The sequence below is a fragment of the Aequorivita lipolytica genome, assembly GCF_007997135.1.
GTDB lineage: Bacteria > Bacteroidota > Bacteroidia > Flavobacteriales > Flavobacteriaceae > Aequorivita > Aequorivita lipolytica.
On the sequence record NZ_VORU01000008.1, the window covers coordinates 124,137 to 149,547 of the forward strand.

Annotated in this window: 28 protein-coding genes; 19 read left to right on the forward strand and 9 right to left on the reverse strand. The window is 37.4% G+C overall.

The genetic code is table 11. From position 1 onward, the window contains the following. Nucleotides 1-11: 11 nt before the first annotated feature. The gene (locus tag ESV24_RS10480) at nt 12-2,333 is read left to right on the forward strand and encodes an ATP-dependent helicase (protein WP_111816214.1); all 2,322 of its coding nucleotides are present in this window, start codon (nt 12-14) and stop codon (nt 2,331-2,333) included. A gap of 55 nt (nt 2,334-2,388) precedes the next feature. Here the strand turns inward: ESV24_RS10480 and ESV24_RS10485 are convergent, their stop codons facing one another. Beyond that, a complete protein-coding gene (locus ESV24_RS10485) occupies nt 2,389-3,264 on the reverse strand; it encodes an alpha/beta hydrolase (protein ID WP_111816215.1) in 876 nt (291 codons plus the stop codon). Nucleotides 3,265-3,368: 104 nt separating this feature from the next. Here ESV24_RS10485 and ESV24_RS10490 point away from each other — a divergent pair, with 104 nt between their 5' ends. Together ESV24_RS10490 and ESV24_RS10495 are read left to right on the forward strand one after the other, a co-directional pair. Then, a complete protein-coding gene (locus ESV24_RS10490; RefSeq protein WP_111816216.1) occupies nt 3,369-3,581 on the forward strand; it encodes a hypervirulence associated TUDOR domain-containing protein in 213 nt (70 codons plus the stop codon). A gap of 8 nt (nt 3,582-3,589) precedes the next feature. Further along, complete coding sequence (locus tag ESV24_RS10495) at nt 3,590-4,207, forward strand: L-threonylcarbamoyladenylate synthase (RefSeq protein ID WP_111816217.1); 618 nt, start codon at nt 3,590-3,592, stop codon at nt 4,205-4,207. Here the strand turns inward: ESV24_RS10495 and ESV24_RS10500 are convergent. The 5 genes from ESV24_RS10500 to ESV24_RS10520 form a co-directional block, all read right to left on the reverse strand. Beyond that, nucleotides 4,204-4,725 (reverse strand): nuclear transport factor 2 family protein, encoded by a 522-nt coding sequence (locus ESV24_RS10500; RefSeq protein WP_317046804.1) that lies wholly within the window; start codon nt 4,723-4,725, stop codon nt 4,204-4,206. The two genes, ESV24_RS10495 and ESV24_RS10500, sit on opposite strands and share 4 nt — an antisense overlap. Continuing rightward, on the reverse strand, nt 4,712-5,047 hold the full coding sequence (locus ESV24_RS10505) for a hypothetical protein (protein WP_111816219.1): 336 nt from the start codon (nt 5,045-5,047) through the stop codon (nt 4,712-4,714). The genes ESV24_RS10500 and ESV24_RS10505 overlap by 14 nt, the downstream gene beginning before the upstream one ends. A 132-nt stretch (nt 5,048-5,179) precedes the next feature. Beyond that, a complete protein-coding gene (locus ESV24_RS10510; protein WP_111816220.1) occupies nt 5,180-6,037 on the reverse strand; it encodes an OmpA/MotB family protein in 858 nt (285 codons plus the stop codon). A gap of 105 nt (nt 6,038-6,142) precedes the next feature. Beyond that, entirely contained in the window at nt 6,143-7,135 is a 993-nt protein-coding gene (locus tag ESV24_RS10515) for a glycosyltransferase family 2 protein (protein ID WP_111816221.1), read from the reverse strand. Between the two features lie 134 nt (nt 7,136-7,269). Continuing rightward, entirely contained in the window at nt 7,270-7,716 is a 447-nt protein-coding gene (locus tag ESV24_RS10520; protein ID WP_111816222.1) for a type I restriction enzyme HsdR N-terminal domain-containing protein, read from the reverse strand. 86 nt (nt 7,717-7,802) lie between these two features. Here ESV24_RS10520 and holA point away from each other — a divergent pair, with 86 nt between their 5' ends. After that, on the forward strand, nt 7,803-8,807 hold the full coding sequence (gene holA, locus ESV24_RS10525) for a DNA polymerase III subunit delta (protein ID WP_111816223.1): 1,005 nt from the start codon (nt 7,803-7,805) through the stop codon (nt 8,805-8,807). Between the two features lie 49 nt (nt 8,808-8,856). Here the strand turns inward: holA and ESV24_RS10530 are convergent, their stop codons facing one another. Next, nucleotides 8,857-9,234: a DoxX family protein gene (locus ESV24_RS10530; protein ID WP_111816224.1), complete on the reverse strand. Its 378-nt coding sequence runs from the start codon at nt 9,232-9,234 to the stop codon at nt 8,857-8,859. Nucleotides 9,235-9,441: 207 nt separating this feature from the next. Between ESV24_RS10530 and ESV24_RS10535 the strand changes: the two genes are divergently transcribed. The 9 genes from ESV24_RS10535 to ESV24_RS10575 all read left to right on the forward strand — a co-directional run bounded on the left by ESV24_RS10535 (nt 9,442) and on the right by ESV24_RS10575 (nt 19,437). Continuing rightward, the gene (locus ESV24_RS10535) at nt 9,442-12,687 is read left to right on the forward strand and encodes a choice-of-anchor I family protein (protein ID WP_111816225.1); all 3,246 of its coding nucleotides are present in this window, start codon (nt 9,442-9,444) and stop codon (nt 12,685-12,687) included. Nucleotides 12,688-12,794: 107 nt separating this feature from the next. Then, nucleotides 12,795-13,736, forward strand: a complete 942-nt coding sequence (gene menA / locus ESV24_RS10540) for a 1,4-dihydroxy-2-naphthoate octaprenyltransferase (protein ID WP_111816226.1) — start codon at nt 12,795-12,797, stop codon at nt 13,734-13,736. Nucleotides 13,737-13,795: 59 nt separating this feature from the next. Further along, nucleotides 13,796-14,056: a type II toxin-antitoxin system Phd/YefM family antitoxin gene (locus ESV24_RS10545; RefSeq protein WP_111816303.1), complete on the forward strand. Its 261-nt coding sequence runs from the start codon at nt 13,796-13,798 to the stop codon at nt 14,054-14,056. After that, complete coding sequence (locus ESV24_RS10550) at nt 14,047-14,310, forward strand: Txe/YoeB family addiction module toxin (RefSeq protein WP_111816227.1); 264 nt, start codon at nt 14,047-14,049, stop codon at nt 14,308-14,310. Before ESV24_RS10545 ends, ESV24_RS10550 begins: the two co-directional genes overlap by 10 nt. A gap of 25 nt (nt 14,311-14,335) precedes the next feature. Then, nucleotides 14,336-15,016 carry a metal-dependent hydrolase gene (locus tag ESV24_RS10555; RefSeq protein WP_111816228.1) on the forward strand — a complete coding sequence of 227 codons (681 nt, stop codon included), beginning with the start codon at nt 14,336-14,338 and terminating at the stop codon, nt 15,014-15,016. A gap of 52 nt (nt 15,017-15,068) precedes the next feature. Next, a complete protein-coding gene (locus ESV24_RS10560) occupies nt 15,069-16,232 on the forward strand; it encodes a hypothetical protein (protein WP_111816229.1) in 1,164 nt (387 codons plus the stop codon). Between the two features lie 54 nt (nt 16,233-16,286). Next, entirely contained in the window at nt 16,287-17,327 is a 1,041-nt protein-coding gene (locus ESV24_RS10565) for an o-succinylbenzoate synthase (protein WP_111816230.1), read from the forward strand. Nucleotides 17,328-17,407: 80 nt separating this feature from the next. Next, nucleotides 17,408-18,376 carry a CPBP family intramembrane glutamic endopeptidase gene (locus tag ESV24_RS10570; protein ID WP_111816231.1) on the forward strand — a complete coding sequence of 323 codons (969 nt, stop codon included), beginning with the start codon at nt 17,408-17,410 and terminating at the stop codon, nt 18,374-18,376. Next, nucleotides 18,376-19,437 carry an AMP-binding protein gene (locus ESV24_RS10575; RefSeq protein WP_235004035.1) on the forward strand — a complete coding sequence of 354 codons (1,062 nt, stop codon included), beginning with the start codon at nt 18,376-18,378 and terminating at the stop codon, nt 19,435-19,437. The genes ESV24_RS10570 and ESV24_RS10575 overlap by 1 nt, the downstream gene beginning before the upstream one ends. Before the next feature lie 50 nt (nt 19,438-19,487). On the opposite strand, the gene ESV24_RS15335 is transcribed toward ESV24_RS10575, so the two are convergent. Continuing rightward, nucleotides 19,488-19,631 (reverse strand): T9SS type A sorting domain-containing protein, encoded by a 144-nt coding sequence (locus tag ESV24_RS15335; protein WP_160110616.1) that lies wholly within the window; start codon nt 19,629-19,631, stop codon nt 19,488-19,490. A 230-nt stretch (nt 19,632-19,861) separates the two neighbouring features. On the opposite strand from ESV24_RS15335, the gene ESV24_RS10585 reads away from it, so the two are divergent. Next, nucleotides 19,862-20,089 (forward strand): hypothetical protein, encoded by a 228-nt coding sequence (locus tag ESV24_RS10585; protein ID WP_111816234.1) that lies wholly within the window; start codon nt 19,862-19,864, stop codon nt 20,087-20,089. Nucleotides 20,090-20,098: 9 nt separating this feature from the next. Further along, on the forward strand, nt 20,099-20,389 hold the full coding sequence (locus ESV24_RS10590; protein ID WP_170227885.1) for a type II toxin-antitoxin system RelE/ParE family toxin: 291 nt from the start codon (nt 20,099-20,101) through the stop codon (nt 20,387-20,389). A 168-nt stretch (nt 20,390-20,557) separates the two neighbouring features. Here the strand turns inward: ESV24_RS10590 and ESV24_RS10595 are convergent, their stop codons facing one another. Then, nucleotides 20,558-22,201, reverse strand: a complete 1,644-nt coding sequence (locus tag ESV24_RS10595) for an acyl-CoA carboxylase subunit beta (protein ID WP_111816236.1) — start codon at nt 22,199-22,201, stop codon at nt 20,558-20,560. Nucleotides 22,202-22,455: 254 nt separating this feature from the next. On the opposite strand from ESV24_RS10595, the gene ESV24_RS10600 reads away from it, so the two are divergent. From ESV24_RS10600 to ESV24_RS10615, 4 genes are all read left to right on the forward strand, one after another. Next, on the forward strand, nt 22,456-22,638 hold the full coding sequence (locus ESV24_RS10600; protein WP_111816237.1) for a CAL67264 family membrane protein: 183 nt from the start codon (nt 22,456-22,458) through the stop codon (nt 22,636-22,638). Between the two features lie 123 nt (nt 22,639-22,761). Further along, nucleotides 22,762-23,238, forward strand: a complete 477-nt coding sequence (locus ESV24_RS10605) for a DinB family protein (protein WP_111816238.1) — start codon at nt 22,762-22,764, stop codon at nt 23,236-23,238. 29 nt (nt 23,239-23,267) lie between these two features. Further along, nucleotides 23,268-24,959: an energy-dependent translational throttle protein EttA gene (gene ettA, locus ESV24_RS10610; RefSeq protein WP_111816239.1), complete on the forward strand. Its 1,692-nt coding sequence runs from the start codon at nt 23,268-23,270 to the stop codon at nt 24,957-24,959. Between the two features lie 3 nt (nt 24,960-24,962). Next, nucleotides 24,963-25,406, forward strand: coding sequence for a hypothetical protein (locus ESV24_RS10615; RefSeq protein WP_111816240.1), 444 nt, complete (start codon nt 24,963-24,965; stop codon nt 25,404-25,406). Nucleotides 25,407-25,411 lie beyond the last annotated feature (5 nt).

The window sequence follows — 25,411 nt, forward strand, 5'->3', positions numbered from 1 at the left end:
AAAATGAAGTTTTGGAAAAATATTTAGAACAACTTAACGAGGCCCAACTTGCGCCAGTACTGCAAAAAGACGGTGCAATGATTGTAATTGCGGGTGCCGGCTCAGGCAAAACCCGAGTGCTTACATTTCGTATTGCATACCTAATGTCGCAGGGCGTGGATCCATTTAATATTTTGGCATTGACTTTTACCAACAAAGCAGCGCGCGAGATGAAAAAACGTATTTCGCAAATTGTTGGGGCAAGCGAAGCTAAGAATCTTTGGATGGGAACTTTCCACAGTATTTTTGCGAAAATACTTCGGTTTGAGGCCGATAAATTGGGCTATCCTTCAAACTTCACTATTTATGACACGCAGGATTCACAAAGTGTAATTAGGGCCGTTATAAAAGAAATGCATTTAGACAAAGATATCTATAAATACAAGCAAGTCTATTCGCGCATTTCTTCCTATAAAAACAGCTTGATTACCGTAAAGGCATACTTCAGCAATCCTGAATTGATGGAAGCGGATGCAATGGCAAAAATGCCGCGTCTGGGAGATATTTATAAAGCATACGTAGACAAATGCTTTAAAGCTGGAGCAATGGATTTTGATGATCTTTTGTTGAAAACAAACGAACTGCTTACCCGTTTTCCAGAGGTGCTTGCAAAATATCAAAACCGTTTCCGCTACATTTTGGTGGATGAGTACCAAGATACAAACCACAGCCAGTATCTTATTGTACGTGCGCTTTCAGATAAATTTCAGAATATTTGTGTAGTAGGCGATGATGCTCAGAGTATTTACGCTTTCCGTGGAGCGAACATCAACAATATTTTAAATTTTCAAAAAGATTATGATGATGTAAAGGTATTTCGTTTGGAGCAGAATTATCGATCCACAAAAAATATTGTAAATGCCGCAAACAGCATCATCGAAAAAAACAAAACAAGACTTGAAAAAGTAGTTTGGACCGCAAATGATGAGGGTGCTAAAATTCTTGTAAATAGAACAATGACCGATGGCGACGAAGGCCGTTTTGTAGCGAGTTCTATTTTTGAAAATAAAATGAACCATCAGTTACAAGAAGGTGATTTTGCAGTTTTGTACCGAACAAACGCACAGAGCCGTGCGATTGAGGATGCACTCAGGAAAAAAGATATACCGTATAGAATTTACGGCGGACTCAGCTTTTATCAACGCAAGGAGATTAAAGATGTACTGTCCTATTTGCGACTGGTCTTAAACCCAAAGGATGAAGAAGCGCTGAAACGCGTTATCAATTATCCTGCGCGGGGCATAGGTGGAACGACGATTGAAAAATTAATAGTCGCCGCAAATCATTACAATCGTTCCATTTTTGAGGTGATGAAAAACATCGATAAAATTGATTTAAAGATAAACTCCGGAACCAAAACCAAGCTGCAGGATTTTGTGACGATGGTTGAAAGTTTTCAGATTTTGAATAAAGGTTATGACGCTTTCACCATAACAGAGCACGTTTCAAAAAAAACTGGCTTACTTCAGGAATTAAAGAAAGATGGAACGCCCGAAGGCATTGCCCGTATTGAAAACATTGAGGAATTACTCAACGGGATGCGCGATTTTGTGGAAGAGCAAAAAGAGATCGTAGATGCTACAGGTTCGCTTTCAGAATTTATGGAAGATGTCGCGCTCGCAACAGATCTGGACAACGATAAAGGTGATGATGATCGCGTGGCACTAATGACGGTGCATTTGGCAAAGGGCCTTGAGTTTCCCTACGTTTATGTGGTGGGTATGGAAGAAGACTTATTTCCTAGCGGGATGAGTATGAATACGCGAAGCGAATTGGAAGAAGAGCGGCGTTTATTTTATGTAGCTATTACGCGTGCCGAAAAGCAAGCTTATTTAACATATACACAATCCCGCTACCGTTGGGGAAAATTGATAGATGCTGAACCTAGCCGTTTTATAGAGGAAATTGACGAAAGCTATTTAGAATATTTAACTCCAATAACAGAAAATCGCTACAAACCGCTATTGGATGCAGATATTTTTGATGAGGTAGATCATAGTAAATTGCGCTTACGAAAGCCGGTGACCAGCAGAGCACCATCTGGTCCTTCAGAGGAGCAACTCAGAAAGTTACGAAGACTGAAGCCAGTTGCCAGTGAGACGGATAAAAATTTTAGCGCAAAAGATGCTAATTTGGATATCGGTACCATGGTGGAGCACGTACGCTTTGGAAAAGGAAAAATCCTCAAAATTGAAGGCGTTGGGGCAGATACGAAAGCCGAGATAGATTTCGAGAACGGTGGGATGAAAAAACTATTACTTCGTTTTGCGAAGCTGAAAGTTGTGAGTTCGTGATTCGTTAATTTGGGATGCATTAACTTTTGGCTGATGCATCCCAATTTTTTTATTTTTATTCAGAAATTTCCAAATAAGTATCAATATACCCACTTATTTTTGACTTCATATTCTCAATGTCATTTGCCGCCCAGTCGCCATGACCACCTTCATAAACCGTAAAACTATGATCTATCTGTGCAGTATTTAGTGCAGCGTTTAAAGCCGCACCATTAGATAGTGGCACCAGCGGATCTGAATTACCGTAGAAAAGTAAAGTTGGGCTACTTCCATTAGAAACTCTAAAGACTGGGCTTAAAACTTCTGGGTAATTAGTTCCGGGAGGATACGCACCTTCATCGACCAGCGCGGCCATTAAAAGCGGAAAACCAGGGTTTCCGCTATAAAAAGGATCTGTAAAATCTGTAGGGCCCACGATGTCACCCACTATTTTTACTTGGTCGTCCGGATCGTAATCATAATCATACATCAATGAAATATGTGCACCGGCACTAGCGCCAATCAATGCAAATTCGGGCAGAATTTGTAATTCATTCTTTTCAGAAGTAAGTTTGTTTATTACGGCATCCACATCTAAAAACTGATTGGGAAAGGCAGGCGTATCTAAGTCTGCAAGCACATAATTTATATTTACTATTGCGTGCTCTGGATGTCTAAGTTTGATATATGGAATAAAAAAATCCATATCCGTTTTATCGCCTTCGGTCCATCCGCCACCGTGAACGAGTATAATCACTTTTGTTTTTTCTGTGGAGCGATTGGCTGGCAGATAGAGATCATATTTTTGTTGCATATTATTTCCATAGGAAACATCCATACTAATTTTTTCTGCCAAAGCTGGAGCTTCCGTATTGTTGTCATTATCTTTAGAGCAGGAAAGGAAGCTAATTTGAATTCCGAAGAATAGAATTATAATGAGAAGTTTTTTCATAAGTGGTTTTTGTTTTACACATAACGGCTAAAAGCGTATTTTATGCTAAGAAATATATTGGAAACTTTTATTTTTGAAAATTGTGAGTAACTTTAAATAAAAAAATGATTCGAAAAGGTTCACAGGTAAGTTGGAAATGGGGCACTGGTACCGCGAAAGGAAAAGTGGTTGAAACTTTTTCCGAAGAAATCAGCAAAACTTTAAAAGGGAGCAAAATAACGCGACATGGCGAAAAAGGCAATAAAGCCCTTCACATAAAACAGGCAGACGGCGATATGGTTTTGAAACTTGAAAGCGAAGTAGAAAAGAGAAAATAGTTTAGAATATGGCTGAATTTATAAAAATTTACGAGGAAAACCCCAATCCAAAAGAAATTAAGCGCGTAGTGAAAATCCTTCGCGATGGCGGGGTTATTATTTACCCTAGTGACACTGTTTATGCTTTGGGATGCGATATAAACAACAATCGTGCAATGGAACGTGTGGCGCAATTGCGGGGAGTAAAACTTGAAAAGGCAAATTTTTCTTTTGTATGCGAAGATTTAAGTAATCTCAGTGATTATGTAAAACAGATTGATACTCCAACCTTTAAATTACTCAAAAGAAACCTTCCAGGACCCTATACTTTTATCTTGCCTGGAAACAATAATCTACCAACTGTTTTTAAAAAGAAAAAAGAAGTTGGTATTCGTGTTCCAGACAATTCAATTACTCGCGCTATTGTTCACGAATTGGGTAATCCTATTATTTCAACCTCCATAAAAGATGAAGATGAAGTAATTGAGTACACTACCGATCCCGAACTTATTTTAGAAAAATGGGACAATCTAGTAGATTTGGTTATTGATGGCGGTTATGGTGGTAACATTCCTTCCACCGTTATTGACCTTACTGGAACTGAGCCTGTGGTAATACGCGAAGGAAAAGGAAGTTTGGAACTTTAGCTTTTAGAGGCTTGTTTCTTCTGAAATTCTGAAAGTAAAAATCGTGTTTGTGTATTGAGTTTTTTTCTGAAAAAAGCCGTCCATCCTACCAGAAACCCTTTGAGTCCCATTGCCTGTTTGGACCATCTGTAAAGACTAAACCTATCCACATGGTTTATTATTTTGCCATCCTTAAATTTGAAGGTAGCGTTTATTACGTTATGAACTTTTCTCCCAGTTTTGCTGAAAACATAATAAGCTTCCCAATGGGCTTTTCCGGCTTCCGGAGTGTACTCTATGTTTGAGCTTACTACTTTAAAGTCTTTGCCCTGTTGTGTTTGGCAAAGCATTCGCCACATATTTTTAGCTTCTTCGCCACGAAGCACGCCAAAGGCAGGATCTTCAAAAGTAACGTCGTCGTGGTACCATTCCAACATGCGCTCTGCATCTAAATCTGCAAAGGCTTGGTAAAATTTTTCTATGATATTTAATTTATTTTGGCTAATGTTCCGGATTTGAAGATGGTTATTTAAGCAAATGTTTCAGTCCACGATAAATATTCTTCTCCATAATGTCGATAGACCCATCGGCTAAAAACATTTTTTTTATATTGTTGAACAGTCGGTCTATTTCGTCTTTGGAATATTCAAAACGTTGCACGGTGTGCTGGATTTTCTGAATCTGTTGATAGTCATTATCATCGTCAAATTCCTTATGGATTTTTTGGTATTTTTCTTCGCCAACCTTAGACAATATAAAATCTTTTTCCTCTTTTGTTTCTACAAAATTAGCATTGGCACAGTAGAGTAAAATGTATGCTTTAAGTTCCTCGCGAGACCAATCTGTTCTGAATTCTTCCATTTTTATAAGTTTAAAGTAGGGTTTAATATTCTTATCTAAGATACGAAAACCTATCTAAAGATTCTTTTGAAGTCGGCAATAAAAAACCCGGTCTGGAAGGACCGGGTTTAATAATTTTTAAATCTTCAGGAATTATTTTCCAGTTTCAAGATTTTTCATTTCCTTCTCAATCATATCGTAGAATTGATCAATTTTTGGAAGAACCAAGATACGTGTACGTCTGTTGGTAGCTCTGTTTTCAGAAGTAGTGTTAGGAACCAAAGGTACGTAATCTGCACGACCAGCTGCAACTAAACGCGATGGTGCTACACCAAGTTTTTGTAGCTCACGCACGATAGCGGTAGCTCTTTTTACACTAAGATCCCAATTGTCAACTAACAGACCATTACTGTAAGGCACATTATCTGTATGTCCTTCAACCATCGCTTCAAATTCTGGTTTTCCGTTGATTACTTTAGCAACTTTACCTAAAATTTCGGTAGCTCTTCCAGAAATTTGGTAGCTTCCGCTTTTGAAAATTACCTTGTCTGAAAGTGAAATATAAACCACACCTTTTTCTACATCTATCTCAATGTCTGGATCGTTGATTCCAACTTCTCTTTTAAGACTGGTAACAAGAGCAAGTGTAACACTGTCCTTTTTTGTTAGTGCATCTTGCAAACGGGTAATTTTAAGATCTTTTTCTTTTAAGCTTTCCAATGACTTCTCAAGGTTTGTAGCACCTTTAGAAGTTAACATAGTAAGGTCTTTTGAACTCTGAATAAGGTCTGAATTTGTCTTTTTCATATCAGCCAAGCGCTCTTCAAGCTCTTTTGCCCGTGCTGTAGAGGCTGCTCTTTCTGTAAGACATTCGTTAAGTTTAACGGTTGCCGTGTTCAGCAAATCTTGGGTATTTTTTTGTTTGGCCTCAAGCTCAGCATATTTCTTGCTCGATACACAAGAAGTAAACGCCAAACTGGTGCATACTGCTAAAATCAATAATTTCTTCATAATTTGTTAGTGTTATATTAGATTGTTTATTCAAAAATTCTGAACCAAAATTATTAAAATAGCTTCCAGTCAAGAAACGATTAACAATACTTTAAGTAAAATAAACTAAAGTTCGTTAAAAACTTTTTTATTCTTTATAAAATACTGAAATACAATAGATTTGACGGAAAAATATTTTAATTCTGAAGCGTGAATTCTCCTTTTTTGAAGAAATTTAGGAATGAATCCATAAAAACTGAAGTGTGCTTTTATTACCGCGAGGAAATGCTGCGGTTTTCCCTGCACCAAAAATTGAAAAGCTGCAATTCCGTCCAAAAGCATTCGCATCAAAATTGAAGTGAAAGCTTGGGTTCCGTTCGCATTTTTGAGTAGGTTTAAAAGAGAGTTTCTAAAATTATAGAATGTCTTTTGTGGGTTTAAGACAGCTAGAGTAGCGCCACCAACATGATACACCTTTGAATTACCAACATAAAGTATTTTTCCACCTTTGGATTGCAGTCGCCAGCAAAGATCAATTTCCTCTTGGTGCGCAAAGTAGTCTTCATCAAACCCGCCAGCTTGCCAAAAAGCTCCGGCTTTTACAAAAAGGCATGCCCCGGAAGCCCAAAATATTTCAGAAATATCGTTGTACTGACCTTCGTCTTTTTCCAAAGTATTGAAAATCCGTCCGCGGCAATAGGGATAACCGTATTCATCAATAAATCCGCCCGCGGCGCCAGCATATTCAAAATATCCCTTGTTTTTATAATCTAGGATTTTTGGTTGTGCGGCAACTACGGAAACATCTTTTTCAAATTCTGAAATTACAGGTTGCAACCAATCTTCGGTTACTTCAACATCGCTGTTGAGCAACACAAAAATTTTTTCGGAAAGATTTTTTAAAGCGTCGTTATAACCCTTTGCATAACCACCGTTCACTTTGTTTTGAATAACTTTTACTGAAGGAAAAAATTCTGTAACAAATGAAACTGAACTATCTGTGGAAGCATTATCTGCAAGATAGATATTGGCTTGATTGGAAAATTTGACTACCGATGGTAGGAATTTTTCCAACAAATCTTTTCCATTCCAATTTAGAATTACTACGGCTGCTTTCACGGGTGTAAATTTAGTTAAAAAGTATCCAGTGGCAGTGGCAGTTTAAATTTTTTGGGATTCGTTAATTCTGGGATTCGTGATTTGTATATTTTCAATTCAAAAATTTTACGCTACTAATTAACTAATTAACTAAGTCACGAATCACGAACTGGAATGTCTTTCAGAAAAATATAACATTCATTTTCAAAATCCATTTGGCAATAATAATGCTCCAAACCGTTACTAACCATTAAATATTCTGCTTCCAAAGCAAGATTATATCTCGCAATTTGATCAAAAGTAAGTTGTGTGATTGGAACGGACGGTGCTTTACATTCCACAATCAAAAAAATGCTGCCATCATTGTTGAAAACCACCACGTCATATCGTTTTACGGTGTTGTTCAGTTTTAGTTGCTTTTCAACGTTAATAAGGCTTTTGGGATAGTTTTTTTCTTTCAGAAGAAATTGAACAACGTGCAACCGAACCCATTCTTCGGGCGTAAGCACCACGAATTTTTTTCTTATATCATCAAAAACCAACGTTTTATTTTCATTACTTTTGAAGCGAAACGAATATTCAGGAAAGTTTAGTTTTTGCATCTGCAAATATTCAAAATTTAAAGTTCAAAATTCAAAAATTAGGCCTTACAATCTAAAATCTACAATCGTTAATCGAAAATCGTCCAATGCCGCTCGACAAAGTAAAATCCATCATCAACGATATTAAAAACGGAAACACAAAACCCATCTATTTTTTGATGGGAGAGGAGCCGTATTATATTGATGGCATTTCAAAATATATTGAAGAAAACGTACTTTCCGAAGAAGAAAAAGGTTTCAACCAAATGGTTCTTTATGGGCGCGATGTTACGGTGGAAGATATAATCAGCAACGCCAAACGCTACCCAATGATGGCGGAAAAACAAGTGGTGATTGTAAAAGAAGCACAGGACCTTTCGCGCACTATTGAAAATTTGCTTAGTTATGCCGAAAACCCACAGCCCACAACAATTTTGGTACTTTGCTATAAATATAAAACCTTAGATAAACGAAAGAAGCTTGCCAAAACTGTGGCCAAAACGGGCGAACTTTTTGAGAGTAAAAAGCTTTACGAAAACCAGGTTCCAGATTGGATAAAACGTGTTTTGGCGGGAAAAGGTTACACAATCACTCCAAAAGCCGCACAAATGTTGGTCGAATTTCTTGGGAATGATTTAAGCAAAGTAAATAATGAGCTCGAAAAGCTCCAACTTATTTTAAAACCAGGTGAACAAATCACACCGCAAATTATTGAGGAAAATATAGGTATTAGTAAGGATTTTAACAATTTTGAATTACAGAATGCCATTGGTGAAAAGGATATTAAAAAAGCGTTTGCAATCATTCAATATTTTTCTCAGAACCCGAAAAACAATCCGTTGGTGATGACAGTAGCGCTGCTTTACAGTTTCTTTTCAAAACTGCTGAAATATCACGCACTTTCAAACAAAGGTGATGCAGCAAAAGTTTTGGGTGTAAATCCATATTTTGTAAAAGATTATCAAACTGCCGCACGGAATTATCCAATGAAAAAGGTGAGCGCCATTATAGGAGCAATCCGTGAAGTAGATATGAAAAGCAAAGGTGTGGGTGCTGCAAATCTTCCGCAAGGCGATTTATTGAAGGAATTGTTGGTGAAGATTTTTAATTGAATATTGAACCTGCTCGCGATAAATCGCGCGCCTACTGCCAACTGAAAACTTATTTCTTGTCAACAGAATATTTCCCAGCTCCTAAAAGTGCAATCACAACAAAACCAATTAAATAAAGAATAGCCATTTCTTTCGTTCCCAAGGGATCGGCTGCGTGAACAATAAACGCTGCAACTGCCATCGTAATAATTACAGGAATAGCTGCTAAGCGAGTTTTAAACCCAATTATTACAAGAATCGGAAATAACACTTCACCAAGAACCGCTAAAACTAAAGATGCCGGTTCGCCAATGCCAATGGGGTCTCCAAAAGAAAAATCGCCCGAAATCATTTTTAAAAGTTTTGGAATTCCGTGGGTCAGCATCATTCCGCTGAAACCTACGCGAAGTAAAAGTAATCCTGAATTATAACTTGTTGAGTTGTTCATAAAGTCTATTTTGAAATTTTTTAGGATCTAAAAATAGCCAATATTTTTTAATGAAACGTTTAATAACCTTCTGTTTACAATGACGTAAAATCCGAGCTTAAATTCTACACAAAACAACGTAATCCTTCATTTATTATTAAAGTTGACTTAAAGCAATTGCTAAAATCACAGATTAATTTAGCTGAAATTTTAAAACAATAAATAACAATGAGAAAAATTACACTTTTTGCTTTTTTGCTTGTATGTACAATTTCATTTTCACAAATTTCTTTAGAGATTACTGAAATTTTCCCCGGCCAAGCAGGAACAGATTTGACTGCTGATTGGTTCGAAATAAAAAACAATGGAACTGACGCTTGGGTTTCTGGCGTTGATGGTGATTTGTATTATGATGATGACTCTGCCGATCCAACTACAGCAGATATTATTCAAGGAATTTCTGAAATTCAGCCCGGAGGTTTTGCAATTGTGATGATTGGCGATGCAAATGATGCTACAACATTTACAGCTATTTGGAGCCAGGTAATTGATTTAACAGACGTTCAAATTGGTTTTACCGATGGCGCAGGCCTTGGTGCTGGCGGCGATGCTGTAACATTGTGGGAAGGTGATCCGTTAACCACTTCCCCAATAGATTCAGCTTCCTATCCTGATACATCATTAAATGATGGTCAATCTTATGATGTTGAACTTGTTGCTTTCAGTATTGTTGGCAATGCAAATGGCGCCGTGGAAACAATTGATTTGGGTGGAACAAATTCTGATGTTCCTAATATTGGTTCGCCAGGTAATGGTCCAGCGATAGCAGGTTCCTCTGAACTTATTATTACTGAAATTTTCCCCGGTCAAGCTGGAACTGATTTAACTGCAGATTGGTTTGAAATAAAAAACAATGGAACTAATGCTTGGGTTTCTGGCGTTGATGGTGATTTGTATTATGATGATGACTCTGCCGATCCAACAACTGCAGATATTATTCAAGGAATTTCTGAAATTCAACCAGATGGTTTTGCAATCGTGATAATTGGCGATGCAAACGATGCTTCAACTTTTGCAGCTATTTGGAGCCAAGTGATTAATTTAACAGACGTTCAAATTGGTTTTACCGATGGCGCAGGCCTTGGTGCTGGCGGCGATGCTGTAACATTGTGGGAAGGTGATCCGTTAACCACTTCCCCAATAGATTCAGCTTCCTATCCTGATACATCATTAAATGATGGTCAATCTTATGATGTTGAACTTGCTGCTTTCAGTGTTGTGGGTAATGCAAATGGAGCCGTGGAAACAATTGATTTGGGTGGAACAAATTCTGATGTTCCTAATATTGGTTCTCCTGGAAATGGCGCTGTTGTTTCAATAGTTAGTGTTCAATTTGAAGCTCCGTATGTTTCCGTTTCTGAAGATGGTACTTCTGTAACAATAAACGTTATAGTTTCTCAAGCACCAACGGTTGATGGAACAGTTGATGTAAGTTTAATTGCAGGAGGCACCGCTGCTGAAGGAACAGATTTTACATTTGCTATTGCACAAACGTTAACTTTTATAGCAGGAAGCACAGCTTCGCAGACCATAACTATTCCAATTATTAACAATACCGATGATGGAAGCGACTTGTTTTTTGTGCTTTCACTTACTAACGAAGCTGGTTTGGTTATTGGAACAACTGATATATTTTCAGTATATATTCTTGATGATGATACAATAGTGCCCGTAGGTGATGCTACTGAACTTGATGTGAATTACCTTGCAAGCTACTTGGTAGATGCCAATGGAACTGCCGAAATCACTGCTTATGATCCTGCTACACAACGTCTGTTTGTAACTAATGTGGGAGCTATTGAAGTATTGGATTTTTCAGATCCTGAAAACATTACCCCTTTAGCTACAATAGATATAGCTTCTTTCGGCAGTTCTGTGCAAAGTGTAGCCGTAAGCAATGGAATTGTTGCTGCAGCCATTGCCGCCACTAACCCACTTGACAATGGTTTTGTGGTTCTTGCCGATACCGATGGAAACAACCCAACCATCTTGGAAGTTGGTTCTTTACCAGATATGCTTACTTTTTCACCTGACGGCACCAAACTTTTGGTTGCCAATGAAGGTCAACCAAGTGATGATTATACAATTGATCCTGAAGGTTCTGTTTCGGTAATAGACGTTTCTGCTGGTTTGGGAAATATTTCGCAGGCAGATGTAACTACTTTGAATTTTAACGCTTTCGATTCGCAGCAAGCGGTTTTGGTAGCAGCCGGAGTTAGAGTTTTTGGCCCAGGCGCAACTGTTTCACAGGATATGGAGCCAGAATACATTGCAGTTTCCGATGATTCACAAATGGCTTATGTAACCCTTCAAGAGAACAATGCTTATGCAATTGTTGATCTTTCCACTTTGGAAATCACAGATATTATTTCCTTCGGAAAAAAAGACCACAGTTTGCCACAGAATTCATTGGATACTTCAGATGAAACCGACTTTATTTTCAATGCTTCTTGGCCAATAAAAGGTCTGTATATGCCAGATGCTGTTTCCTTTTATTCTGTAAACGGAACAGGTTATATCGCAATTGCGAATGAAGGCGATGCACGCGATTATTCCGGCTATGCTGAAGAAAGAAAACTAGATGATGCGGATTATATTTTAGATCCAGCAGTATTTTCAGATATTGATATTTTGAAATTGGAAACCAATCTTGGTGATATAAACGTTACTGCTGCTTCCGGTGATGCTGATGGCGACGGATTTTACGAAGAAATCCACGTTTTTGGGTGTCGTTCATTCAGTATTTTTGAAGCCGAAACTGGAAACTTGGTTTACGATAGCGGAAACGATTTTGAAGTAATTACTGCAGCAGATCCTAGTTTAGGAGGCATTTTCAATGCGAGCAACAGTAACAACAACTTCAAAAACCGAAGCGATAACAAAGGCCCAGAGCCGGAAGGGATTATTGTAAAACAAATTGGCGACCAAGCTTATGCCTTTATTTTGTTGGAACGTATTGGCGGAATGATGGTTTATAATGTTACGGATCCTGCAAACCCAGTATATCTTCAGTATGTAAACAGTAGAGGTACCGTTCCTGGGAATCCTGAAAGTGGCGATTTGGGCCCAGAAGGTGTTGCATTTGTTGAAGCTGATGATAGTCCAACTGGAAAAGCATTGGTTATTCTTTCAAATGAAGTGAGTGCTACTTTAAGCATTTATTCTTTGGATAATGTAGTGCTTTCTGTAAACGATAACGAATTGGCTTCAAATGATAGTTTCAAAGTATATCCAAACCCTGCAGAAGGTAGAATATTCTTCAGCAAACCAGATTCATACGTTGTGTTCGATATGCTTGGTCGATTGGTTATTTCAGAAAAAGAGACCGCTTCAATAAATGTTTCTAACTTAATTGCAGGAACTTATATCGTTAAAAATTCAAAAGGAATCTCTCAAAAGTTGATTGTTAAGTAATTGTTTATTTTTTAAATTGTTGAATTGTTAAGCTAGAAAACCGCTTCTTTAATTAGAAGCGGTTTTTATTTTTAAAGCGTATTTTTGTCCTTTCAAATAAATATTTAATGACAAAAATTAAAGCTTGGATTGCTGCGGCCAGATTGCGAACGCTACCGCTCTCGGTTTCTGGGATAATTATTGGGGCTTCCTTGGGAAATGCAGCGCGTTATCCATCAACTTTTGAAAATTTTGTAGGCGGCGGTATTTCAGTGCCCTTTTGGAAATCCAGTATTTTTTGGCTTGCAATATTGGTAACAATTGGTTTTCAGGTTTTGTCCAATTTCGCAAATGATTATGGCGATGGCGTCCGTGGGACCGATGCCAAAAGAGAAGGCGAAAAACGAATGGTAGGTTCGGGGATTATTTCACCCAAACAGATGAAGGTTGGGATGATTATTACTGGAGTTATTACTTTCTTTTTGGCCACGATTTTGATTTTTATGGCTTTTAGGAATGAAAACTTCATTATTTCCTTTTTGTTTTTCAATCTTACGATTGTATCGCTAATCGCTGCTGTAAAATATACTGTGGGTAAAAAGGCTTATGGCTATTCCGGTTTGGGTGATGTTTTTGTGTTTCTGTTTTTTGGATTACTGAGCGTTTTGGGAAGCTATTATTTATTCACCCATAGCCTTCAATGGCAATTATTGTTGTCCGCAGCGTCAATTGGATTTTTCAGTGCCGCTGTCCTTAACTTGAACAATATGCGCGATATTGAAAACGATGCGGCCGTGGAAAAAAACACCTTGGTTGTAAAGTCGGGAATGAAAAAAGCTAAAAAATATCACGCTTTTTTGTTGCTCTTCGGAATGCTTTGCGCGATAATTTACACAGTTATAAATTATCGGGAACCAATGCAATTTCTATACTTAATTGCTTTTATTCCTTTCCTTTTAAATATTAAAACCGTTTTTAAAAACAAATCACCAATGCTACTTGATGGCGAATTGAAAAAGGTTGCGTTAAGTACTTTTCTGTTTGCGATCTTGTTTAGTATTTTTATGTGATTTATTTTTATTGCAAACAAGTACTTTATAGCGTACATTTGACTTTAAAAATTATTTTTATGGAAACAACAAACGCGACCGATTTAAGAAAAAATCTAAAGGAAAAACTCGATAAAGTTTCTGAAGACAAACAAACTGTAATTATACATCGTTCTGGGCAGGAGGATGTTGTGATGATATCAATTTCGGAGTATAATTCATGGAAAGAAACGCTATATCTTCTTTCCAGCAAGGCAAATAGGGAAAATTTGGAAACTTCAATGGAAGAGATGAATACAGGAAAGACAATTGCCGTCAAAACTGAAGACCTTTGGAAATAACCTATACCGAAAGAGCTTTAAAAGAAAGGGATTTTTGGAAAAAATCCGGCGATAAAAAAATTCAAAAGAGAATAACACTTTTGTTGAATGCTATTATTGCCGATCCACAGAGTGGAATCGGTAAACCCGAAATCTTGCGGGGAAATCTGAACGGTTTGTGGAGCAGACCCATTGACCAAGAACATAGATTGGTATATTTCGTAAATTTAGAAGAAGAAAAAATAACCATTATTTCAATGAGGTTTCATTATTAATGGGAAACCTAAAAACGATTAAAATATGAAAATTACATTCTACGGACAAAACTGTCTCGGTATTGAAATAAAGGGAAAACACATTTTGGTGGATCCTTTTATTACCGGAAATGATCTAGCAAAAGATAAAGTTGACATCAACGAATTAAAAGCAGATTATATTCTGCTTACACACGCCCATAACGATCACATATTGGATGCCGAAGCGATAGCAAAGAACACCGGCGCAACCATTGTGAGCAATTATGAAATTACAAATCATTACGAGGAAAAAGGATTTGAGGTACACCCAATGAACCACGGCGGAAGCTGGAAGTTTGAATTCGGGAAAGTGAAATATGTAAACGCAATCCACACCAGCTCTTTCCCCGATGGCAGCTACGGCGGGCAACCAGGCGGATTTGTAATAGAGGGCGAACATAAAAATATTTACATTGCCGGCGATACCGCGTTGACAATGGATATGAAACTGATACCATTGTTTACAAAGTTGGATCTGGCAATACTTCCCATCGGTGATAATTTTACAATGGGCATTGACGATGCAATCATTGCCAGCGATTTTGTGCAATGCGATAAAGTTTTGGGCGTGCATTACGACACTTTCGGATATATTGAAATAGACCATGAAGAAGCAAAACGGAAGTTTTATGATGCCAATAAGGATTTGATGCTTCTTGAAATTGGGGAAAGTATTGAACTTTAAAATCCCAAAATTTAAATCCCAAATTCCAAAAAAGTAAGAAATATTTCAAATAATGAAAATTAACTTTCCTATACATATCATAATCTTTTTGATTTTCAACCTTTCCTTCAATTCTTGTGAAGCCCAGAAAATAGATAAAAGTCAATCACTTATTCAAACGAGTTGGGACCAGTACAATTTAAAAGGAATGGTAAAGATGTTGGTTACAACGTTTGATAGGGATTACTCAGATACGCTTCCAAAAATAACAATAGCAAAATATGAATACCATAATAATCTAGAATATTTGGAAGGGGCAGCAACCGGAAAATTTTTATTTAATAAATATGGGTTCTTAGATAAAAAATACCGTCGATATAATGATTCTTTATTCTTAACAAAACTATTGGGTAGTAATCGAGATAAGGATATCGTTATATTTGAATTGGATTCTCTGGACTATTTTACTAAAAATAAAATCTTAGGTCGAAAATATTTACCACCCATTTTCAACCCTAATGAAGTTTGTGTTAATAGAAAATATATTATGGAAAAGGATTTAAAAAAGCCTGATCCAGAGTATTTATTTGAGACATTTAAATATGAAATTGATAAAAATAAAATTTTAGAAGAAAGCTATTTTCTTAGCACTAACTTAATTTCAGAGATGGATGAATCTCAAGCTAAACAGCATCTCCATAAACGTATAGTAAATGAATACAATTTGGAAAGGCAAATCACTACCCAGAGAGTTTTTTTTGATGAAAATATATTCAGAAGCATACCAATTTTTCATATCAAAACTGATATTTCCAATAAGGCTAAAGTAATATATAAATACAAGTATGACACTGAACAGAGAATAACAGAGGTAGAATTATTGGTCAACGAAAGTAAGATATGGCAAGAAAATTACTTTTATAAAAACAACGAGAAACGTCCTTATAAATTAGATCGTTATATACAATCCGAAGGAACGTCTGGCTGGTTTTTAACAGATAATGCAACGGAATGGTATAATGAATTCGGGGACATCACAAAAGCCGTTGACATTGATGATAGTGCCAATGCTATTCGCACCCGTTTCTATGATTATCGATATGATGAGCACAACAATTGGATAGAATGTAGTATGTATCTTGAAGGAAGTGCTGAAAAAACTGAAAAACCAACTATTGTTGCGCATCGAACTATTACCTATTATTCCGAAAGCGAACAAATAGAAAAAGAAAATTAATCCTGAAAAACGAAAAATCCAACAATCTAACCATCCAACAATCTAATAATCCAATTGATAGCGACTTTTAAAAAGCACATCCTAAACTTCAAAAGACCGAGCGGAACTTCCCGAGGCGTTTTGAATACCAAAGAAACTTATTTCCTTATTCTTAAAACCGAGGAAAGTTTTGGAGTAGGAGAGTGCGGGCTTTTGCGCGGTTTAAGCATTGACGATCGTCCAGACTACGAAGAAGAATTGGAAGGCGTTTGCGAAAATATTGCAATGGGTGTAAATGAAGAAGATTTACACGAAGCTTTAACGGAATTCCCCTCAATACAATTTGGCGTTGAAACCGCATTTAAATCATTACATTCAGAAAATCCTTTTGAATTATTCCCTTCGGAATTTACGCGTGGCGAAGCTTCAATTCCAATAAATGGTTTGGTTTGGATGGGCGATAAAAGTTTTATGAAAGAACAGATTTCGGAAAAACTAAAGCAAGGTTTTACTTGCATAAAAATGAAAATTAGCGCAATAGATTTCAAAACCGAAATTGAACTTTTAAAATCAATACGAGAAGAGTTTTCCGCTTCCGAAGTAGAATTGCGCGTTGATGCAAACGGTGCATTTTCCCCAAAAGATGCACTGGAAAAACTAAAAGTGCTGTCAGATTTAAAATTACATTCCATTGAGCAACCCATAAAACAAGGACAATGGCAGGAAATGGCTCGGCTTTGTGAGGAAACTCCGCTTCCAATTGCATTGGATGAAGAATTGATCGGCGTTTTTTCAGAAGAAGAAAAAATAGAATTACTCGATACGATAAAACCCCAATTCATCATTTTAAAACCATCATTAATAGGCGGTTTCCGCGGAAGCGATAGTTGGATAAACCTCGCTGAAAAACACAATGCAGGTTGGTGGATTACTTCTGCTTTGGAAAGTAATGTGGGTTTGAGCGCGATTTCACAATATACTTTTACAAAAAACAGTAAATTGCCACAAGGTTTGGGCACGGGCAGCCTTTACACCAATAATATTGAAAGTCCGCTGGAAGTTTTAAGCGGTAAGTTGCATTACAATCCTACGGTTGATTGGGATTTTCAGATTTAATTCAAATTTTAAGATTCATGATTCAAGATTTAAATAACCAATAACCTATAATCAATAACCCAATAACTCAATAACAAAAAATGTACATAAAACAAGCCTTTAATGTCCTTCACGAATGGTGGCGCTACTTAGTGGGATTTATAATTATTTTTCTAGCTAGCCAAATTGGCACAATTCCGTTAATTCTTGCGGTGATGTCTAAAAAATTGTCCGATGATGAAAGTATATTTTCCATAGATGAAAATGAAGTTTTAACTACATTAAGCTCAAATCTCACGCTATTTTTGATGCTGTTGAGTTTTGCAATCGGTTTGTTGGGAGTTTATCTTGTGGTGCGTTACCTTCATCGGCAACGTTTTGTAACGCTTACAACTTCACGAAAAAAAACCGATTGGGGACGCGTATTTTTTGGTTTTGCCCTAATAACTATTACTACTTTAGTTGTTACAGGATTGGATTATTACAGCAATCCGGAAGATTATGTGTTGCAATTTGATTTAGTTCCGTTTTTAATTCTCGCTGTTATTGCCATAATTATGATTCCGTTGCAGACTAGTTTTGAGGAATATCTTTTTAGGGGTTATTTGATGCAGGGAATTGGGGTTTTGGCAAAAAATAAATGGCTTCCGCTTGTACTTACTTCCGTGATTTTTGGCACGTTACACCTTGCCAATCCCGAAGTTGACAAATTCGGAAATATAATTATGGTTTATTACATAGGCACAGGTTTTTTCTTGGGAATTATGACGCTTATGGATGAAGGAATGGAGCTTGCACTCGGTTTTCACGCAGGAAACAATTTGATAACCGCATTGTTGGTAACGGCTGATTGGACCGTTTTCAAAACTAATTCCGTATTAAAGGATATTTCAGAACCTTCCGCAGGGTTTGATGTAATTACACCTGTTTTAATTCTCTATCCAATTTTCCTATTGCTGATGGCGTGGCGTTACAAATGGCGAGATTGGGGCGGAAAGCTCTTCGGAAAAGTGGAAGAACCAATTGTTATTACTGAAGAAAATAACGAGAATTCAACTTTTATTGAATAGTGAAACCGTTATTGCTACCAAAGTTCAAATTAAATGGCGAAGCGTTTTCTTCTGCGGAATCGCTAAAGGATCGTGCAAACTATTTTGTTCTAAAAGGAAAGGGGGATGAAATTGCTATTGGAAAATTTATTTTGGAATGGTTGAACGACAACGATTTTATAACCGTAAAAACTTCCGGTTCCACAGGAATTCCGAAAAATATAATACTTCAAAAAGAACACGTTTTTAATAGTGCTGAAGCCACGGTAAATCATTTTGACTTAAAGGAAAATACAAAAGCATTGCTATGCCTTTCTTCGGAATATATTGCAGGGAAGATGATGCTCGTGCGTGCAATGACGGCTGGTTGGGATTTGCACACAGTTGCACCCGAAAAAAATCCTCTCGAAAACATAGACGCCGATTTCGATTTTACAGCAATGGTTCCGTACCAAGTTTTTCATTCTTTAGCAGATTTGTACAAAGTGAAAAAACTAATTATTGGTGGCGGAGCGGTGCCGTGGAAATTAGAGAAAAAACTTCAGAAATGTGAAACGCACATATTCGCAACTTATGGAATGACTGAAACTATTAGTCATATCGCCGTTCGACCATTAAATGGAAAGGAAAAATCTGCTGTTTTTTCTGCACTTCCAAAAGTGAATTTTTCACAGTCAGAAAATGGTTGTTTACAAATTCACGCTCCCGAAATTTCAGAAGAAACCGTCGCTACCAATGATGTGGTTGAACTAATTTCTCCAACTTCCTTTAAATTTTTGGGAAGGATAGATAATGTGATTAATAGTGGCGGTACAAAAGTGCATCCCGAAACGGTGGAAGAAAAACTTTCAATTCACATAAACCTGCCTTTCTTTATAACATCGGAAAAAGATGGAGCTTTGGGTGAACGGGTTATTTTGATAATCGAGAGTGAAAAGCAATTAAAAGTTGAAGATTATTCGGAAGCTTTTACAACTCTTTCGGCTTATGAAAAACCTAAGAGAATATACACTCTGTCCAAATTTATTTATACTGAAACCGGAAAGATAAAGCGGGCTGAGGTTTTGAAGAATTTAAAATAAATTAAAAAACCCTTCCAGCGTTCCAAATGCAGGAAGGGTTTTTAAAGAAATTATTCTTTTATAACACGTAAAACCTTGCTTCCTTTATTGCCCACAGTAACTTTCACAAAATAATTGCCAGCGCTAAAACCAGAAATATCCACTTGCTCTTTATTGCTGGTTCCTTTGGAAGTAAGCAAAGTCTGCCCAAGCACATTCTTTAAGACATTGCGTAAAAAAGCAACAATATTACTTTCGCAATATTCGCTATCTTTGGGTAAAACTTTTTTGTTATGACCACAATAAGAATTTTTCTTTCCCAGCCCTAAAGGGAGAAAAAATTCTTAACCGCAGCAAGAACTAAGAAAATCCTTATCCTTTAGGGTTAGGGAAAGAGGATTTTCGAAATTAGAAGATTAACTCTTAAAAAATAAATTCTCTACTTATGACCACAATCTATATAGATGAAGAACTGAACTTGGATAAAACCCATTTTAAGACCATGGAGGAGTTTCAACTGTATTTAATGATGCAGGAAAAGGAACAGATTAAAGACTATTCTTTGAGCGAGGCGCATAAGAAAATAATTGATGATCGCGTTGCAGAGGCAGATGCCAACCCCGATAATTATGTTACTTACCAAGAATTCAAAGATTCCTTTAAAAAGAAATAAATGTATCAGTTGCGAATACGGATACTTGCCCAACAAGAAGCCGATGAAATCTTTGATTATTATGGCAATATTAATTCTACGCTCGCTTTGATGTTTTTGGAGGTATTGTACGCCCAGCTCGATGTAATTTCAGAAAACCCAGAATTGTTCCAATTGAAATATAAAAGTACGCGGGTACGCTATTTAAGAAAGTTTCCTTTTGGAATATATTATAGAATTGTTGATGAAAGTTTTATCGAAATCCTATCAATAATCCACACCAGCCGCAATCCTGAGATTTGGAAAAAAAGAAAGGATTAACGATTAACGACTGAAAATTATTTATTTTTCGAATCACGAATCACGAATCACGAATCACGAATCACGAATCAAGAATCAAGAATCAAGAATCAAGAATCAAGAATCAAGAATCAAGAATCAAGAATCACGAATCACGAATCACGAATCACCAATCACGAATCACGAACACTACACTTGAATAACCCCTAAATTAAAAGCTTTTTCAATAGGCGCGTGGTTTGCGGCTTCAATGCCCATAGAAATCCATTTTCGCGTGTCCAGCGGATCTATCACTGCATCGGTCCAAATTCTAGAAGCAGCATAATACGGAGAGATCTGTCTGTCATATCTGGCTTTTATTTTATCGAACATTTCTTTTTCATCTTCAGGGGTTATAGTTTCACCTTTCTTTTTGAGCGAAGCAGTTTCAATTTGAAGCAAAACTTTTGCGGCGCTGTTTCCGCTCATAACCGCAAGTTCCGCACTTGGCCAAGCTACAATCAATCGGGGATCATAGGCTTTTCCGCACATAGCATAATTTCCGGCGCCGTAACTATTCCCAATTATAATTGTGAATTTTGGAACAACGCTGTTGCTAACGGCATTTACCATTTTGGCGCCATCCTTTATAATTCCGCCGTGCTCGCTTTTACTGCCTACCATAAATCCGGTAACGTCCTGTAAAAACACAAGTGGGATTTTCTTTTGGTTGCAATTGGCAATGAAACGAGTGGCTTTATCTGCACTGTCGCTATAAATTACACCACCAAATTGCATTTCACTCGGTTTGGTTTTGGCCTTTGTAGTTTTTACCAATTTGCGTTGGTTGGCTACAATTCCCACGGCCCAACCGTCTATGCGGGCGTAACCTGTAAGGATTGTTTGGCCGTAGCCTTCTTTGTATTCTTCAAAATCGCTATCGTCCACGAGGCGTTTTATAATTTCGCGCATATCGTATTGTTCTGCACGCGATTTTGGTAGTATTCCGTAAATATCTTCCTGCTTCTCCTTTGGTTTTAAAGCTTTTTCACGGTTAAAACCAGCCTTGTCAAAATCTCCAATTTTAGAAAAAATGTTTTTAATTTTGTCGAGTGCATCTTTATCATCTTTCGCCTTATAATCGGTTACGCCGCTTACTTCACAATGTGTTGTTGCACCACCAAGGGTTTCGTTATCGATAGTTTCGCCAATGGCGGCTTTTACTAAATAACTTCCCGCTAGAAAGATGCTTCCAGTTTTGTCCACAATCAACGCTTCATCACTCATAATAGGAAGGTAGGCGCCGCCGGCCACACAACTGCCCATAACGGCGGCAATCTGTGTGATGCCCATGCTGCTCATAACGGCGTTGTTTCTAAAAATTCTTCCGAAGTGTTCCTTATCGGGGAAAATTTCATCCTGCATAGGTAAATAAACCCCTGCGCTATCCACCAAATAAATAATCGGTAACCGGTTTTCCATAGAAATTTCCTGTGCGCGAAGATTCTTTTTTGCCGTTATAGGAAACCAAGCGCCCGCTTTTACAGTGGCGTCATTGGCAACAACAATACATTGCTTGCCCTTCACATAACCAATTTTCACAACCACGCCACCACCGGATGCACCGCCATGTTCCTCATACATTCCATCACCAGCAAAGGCTCCGATTTCAATACTCGGTTTTTTTGGATCGAGCAGATATTCAATACGCTCACGAGCAGTAAGTTTGCCTTGCGAGTGTTGTTTGTCTATTCGCTTTTGGCCTCCGCCAAGCTTTACTTTTGATAGTTTATTTTTTAATTCTGAAACCAGCAGTTTATTGTGGTCTTCGTTTTTGTTGAAGTTTAAATCCATTGGAAATTTATGTTTGCGCTAAAATACAAAATGCAGCAAAGTTTTAAGTTCAAAGTTCAAAGTTTAAAGTTCAAAGATGAAATTTTACTGCTCTTATCTTCTAGCAAAGTCTTCCAGCTTCCGACTTCCAACTTCCGTCTTCCGTCAAAAACTATGACATTTTGTTAACTAAAATCTGTTTTATATTACCGATATTTGTTTTTACGCGTAAATTTGCGGCTTGAAAAAGAAGACTAACCAAACAGAAATAGATTATGGGAATGAATAAAAATACGGTACTGGCTTGGGCCACTTTTATAATGATTCTAATGGGCTGTATTTTAATTGCATTAGGAGCATTTCGTTATGACGACGTTGCCGGATGGGGTTTTGCCGCCGTGGGAATTGGCTTTTTTGCAATCTCTTGGGTTTTTAATGCTTTAAAGGGAAGGGTTTAATTCAGTGTTCAGTGATCAGTTGCAGTGGGCAGTAGCTATTTCAGTACTATAAAATCCGAAGCTACAAATCTCTAATTAACAAATTCCGAATTAACGAATCCCAAATCCCGAATCAACAAAATAATGTCTGAAGAAAAACAAATTCGATACCGGCTAGCCAAGCACCTCGATGGTGGTGAGGCATTTGTTCCGGTTATCGAAATGCTGAAGAAAATTTCTTTTGAAGACATAAACACTCGTCCCGCGAATCTTCCGTATTCCTTTTATGAAATGTTTTTTCACGTAACATTTTCGCAGAAAGATATTGTGAAATTTACATGCTCCAGCGATTACACCGAACCAAAATGGCCAGATTACTATTGGCCCAAAGAAAAAGTATGTAAAAGCGAAGATGATTGGAAAAATTTAAAAGCTGAATACCTAACAGATCGTGAACGTCTAAAATTTTTTCTTCTAAATGATGAAAATAAATTGATGCAATCTGTTAAGAATGGCAATGGCGAGCAAACACTTTTACGTGAAATAATGTTGGTTATTGAGCATACGGCATATCACAGTGGCCAAATGCTCATCATTCTAAGATTATTAAATTTACATTAACGAATCAACGAATTCTCAAAAATCACAAAATGAGCGACGATAAAAAAGTAATTTTCTCAATGTCTGGGTTGACCAAAACCTATCAAAGTGCCCAGACTCCAGTTCTTAAAAATATTTATTTAAGCTTCTTCTATGGTGCCAAAATTGGTATCCTTGGTCTTAACGGAAGTGGTAAATCCACTTTGTTGCGAATCATTGCCGGCGAAGAAAAAAACTATCAAGGCGATGTAGTTTTTGCGCCAGGTTATACTGTAGGTTATCTTGAACAAGAGCCTAAACTCGACGAAACCAAAACCGTGCTTGAAGTTGTAAAGGAAGGCGTGCAGGAAGTTGTTGATATTCTTGACGAATACAATAAAATAAACGATATGTTCGGCTTGCCAGAGGTTTATGAAAACCCTGCAAAAATGGACGAACTGATGGACAAGCAGGCAAAGCTTCAGGATAAAATTGACGCTACAAACGCTTGGGAACTCGACACAAAATTAGATATAGCGATGGATGCCTTGCGCACGCCCGAACCTGATAAATTGATCAGCGTTCTTTCCGGCGGTGAAAAAAGAAGGGTCGCACTTTGCCGACTTCTTCTAAAAGAACCGGATGTACTTTTGCTAGATGAGCCCACAAACCATTTGGATGCTGAAAGTGTTCACTGGTTAGAACATCACCTTTCAGAATATAAGGGAACCGTGATTGCCGTAACACACGATAGATATTTTTTGGATAACGTTGCGGGTTGGATTTTGGAATTGGACAGGGGAGAAGGTATTCCGTGGAAAGGAAATTACTCTTCTTGGCTGGATCAAAAATCGAAACGTTTGGCGCAGGAATCTAAAACAGCGGGCAAACGTCAAAAAACTTTAGAACGCGAGCTGGAATGGGTTCGACAAGGTGCGAAAGGTCGTCAAACAAAACAAAAGGCACGTTTACAGAATTACGATAAACTACTAAGCCAAGACCAAAAACAATTGGATGAAAAACTTGAAATTTATATCCCGAACGGTCCACGTTTGGGAACAAATGTTATTGAGGCCAAAGGCGTTTCAAAAGCATTTGGAGATAAATTGCTTTACGAAGATTTGAATTTCAAATTGCCACAAGCTGGAATTGTTGGTATTATTGGCCCAAACGGTGCTGGTAAAACCACGATTTTTAAAATGATTATGGGCGAAGAAGCGCCAGACAAAGGAACTTTTGAAGTGGGTGAAACCGCGCAGATTGCCTATGTAGATCAGGCACATTCAAATATAAATGTAGATAAAACCATTTGGGAGAACTTCAGCGATAGTCAGGAATTGATTATGATGGGCGGCAGGCAGGTTAACTCGCGAGCATATTTAAGCCGTTTTAATTTCAGCGGAAGCGAACAGAACAAAAAAGTTTCTATGCTTTCTGGTGGGGAACGGAACAGGCTTCACCTCGCGATGACTTTAAAAGAAGAAGGCAACGTACTCTTGCTGGATGAGCCAACGAACGATTTGGACGTAAATACGCTTCGAGCGCTTGAGGAAGGTCTGGAAAACTTTGCAGGTTGCGCAGTTGTAATTAGTCACGACCGTTGGTTTTTGGACAGAATCTGCACACACATTCTCGCTTTTGAAGGAAATAGTGAGGTGTATTATTTTGAAGGTGGTTTCAGCGAATACGAAGAAAACAAAAAGAAACGTTTGGGTGGCGATTTGATGCCGAAACGAATTAAGTACAAAAAACTGATACGCTAAATTATGTGGAGAAATATTATGATAATTGGTTTGCTAATAGCTCTTTCATCATGCGGAGCGAAGCGAAAAGGAGTTGATGCTTCAAAAGAATCCAAAGAAGTCGTCTTGGGTAATATTGAAGCTGTTTCCTACAAAAGTTTAGGGAATGGAGTTGCTTCAATATCGTTAAAGCTTTTTGAAAACAATACGTTTAAATTTGACTTCAAAAGCATTCCACAACCAGATACGGAAGAAAAACCGATTGTAATTTCAGAAAAGGGAACTTACACTTCTGAGGGAAATTGGAAAATTCTAAATTTTAAAAACCCTAAATTTTCGCTTGCAGCTATTTTCGACAAAAACTTCTCAGGTGCGGCAGATTTTAGAGTAATTGATGAAACAAATGTAAAAATAAATACTTCTAAAAATGTGTTGCCTATTTGGGGCGTAGTTTGTGAAAAGCAATAAGCCGA

What these genes read in the sequence shown, in the direction of transcription:
- ESV24_RS10485 (WP_111816215.1), bottom strand. Translation starts at nt 3,264, where the DNA reads ATGAAAAAACTTCTCATTATAATTCTATTCTTCGGAATTCAAATTAGC.
- ESV24_RS10600 (WP_111816237.1), top strand. Translation starts at nt 22,456, where the DNA reads ATGGGAATGAATAAAAATACGGTACTGGCTTGGGCCACTTTTATAATG.
- ESV24_RS10545 (WP_111816303.1), top strand. Translation starts at nt 13,796, where the DNA reads ATGGAAACAACAAACGCGACCGATTTAAGAAAAAATCTAAAGGAAAAA.
- ESV24_RS10530 (WP_111816224.1), bottom strand. Translation starts at nt 9,234, where the DNA reads ATGAACAACTCAACAAGTTATAATTCAGGATTACTTTTACTTCGCGTA.
- holA (WP_111816223.1), top strand. Translation starts at nt 7,803, where the DNA reads ATGCCGCTCGACAAAGTAAAATCCATCATCAACGATATTAAAAACGGA.
- ESV24_RS10505 (WP_111816219.1), bottom strand. Translation starts at nt 5,047, where the DNA reads ATGGAAGAATTCAGAACAGATTGGTCTCGCGAGGAACTTAAAGCATAC.
- ESV24_RS10570 (WP_111816231.1), top strand. Translation starts at nt 17,408, where the DNA reads ATGTACATAAAACAAGCCTTTAATGTCCTTCACGAATGGTGGCGCTAC.
- ESV24_RS10560 (WP_111816229.1), top strand. Translation starts at nt 15,069, where the DNA reads ATGAAAATTAACTTTCCTATACATATCATAATCTTTTTGATTTTCAAC.
- ettA (WP_111816239.1), top strand. Translation starts at nt 23,268, where the DNA reads ATGAGCGACGATAAAAAAGTAATTTTCTCAATGTCTGGGTTGACCAAA.
- ESV24_RS10490 (WP_111816216.1), top strand. Translation starts at nt 3,369, where the DNA reads ATGATTCGAAAAGGTTCACAGGTAAGTTGGAAATGGGGCACTGGTACC.
- ESV24_RS10555 (WP_111816228.1), top strand. Translation starts at nt 14,336, where the DNA reads ATGAAAATTACATTCTACGGACAAAACTGTCTCGGTATTGAAATAAAG.
- ESV24_RS10585 (WP_111816234.1), top strand. Translation starts at nt 19,862, where the DNA reads ATGACCACAATCTATATAGATGAAGAACTGAACTTGGATAAAACCCAT.
- ESV24_RS10495 (WP_111816217.1), top strand. Translation starts at nt 3,590, where the DNA reads ATGGCTGAATTTATAAAAATTTACGAGGAAAACCCCAATCCAAAAGAA.
- ESV24_RS10615 (WP_111816240.1), top strand. Translation starts at nt 24,963, where the DNA reads ATGTGGAGAAATATTATGATAATTGGTTTGCTAATAGCTCTTTCATCA.
- ESV24_RS10510 (WP_111816220.1), bottom strand. Translation starts at nt 6,037, where the DNA reads ATGAAGAAATTATTGATTTTAGCAGTATGCACCAGTTTGGCGTTTACT.
- ESV24_RS10535 (WP_111816225.1), top strand. Translation starts at nt 9,442, where the DNA reads ATGAGAAAAATTACACTTTTTGCTTTTTTGCTTGTATGTACAATTTCA.
- ESV24_RS10605 (WP_111816238.1), top strand. Translation starts at nt 22,762, where the DNA reads ATGTCTGAAGAAAAACAAATTCGATACCGGCTAGCCAAGCACCTCGAT.
- ESV24_RS10595 (WP_111816236.1), bottom strand. Translation starts at nt 22,201, where the DNA reads ATGGATTTAAACTTCAACAAAAACGAAGACCACAATAAACTGCTGGTT.
- menA (WP_111816226.1), top strand. Translation starts at nt 12,795, where the DNA reads ATGACAAAAATTAAAGCTTGGATTGCTGCGGCCAGATTGCGAACGCTA.
- ESV24_RS10520 (WP_111816222.1), bottom strand. Translation starts at nt 7,716, where the DNA reads ATGCAAAAACTAAACTTTCCTGAATATTCGTTTCGCTTCAAAAGTAAT.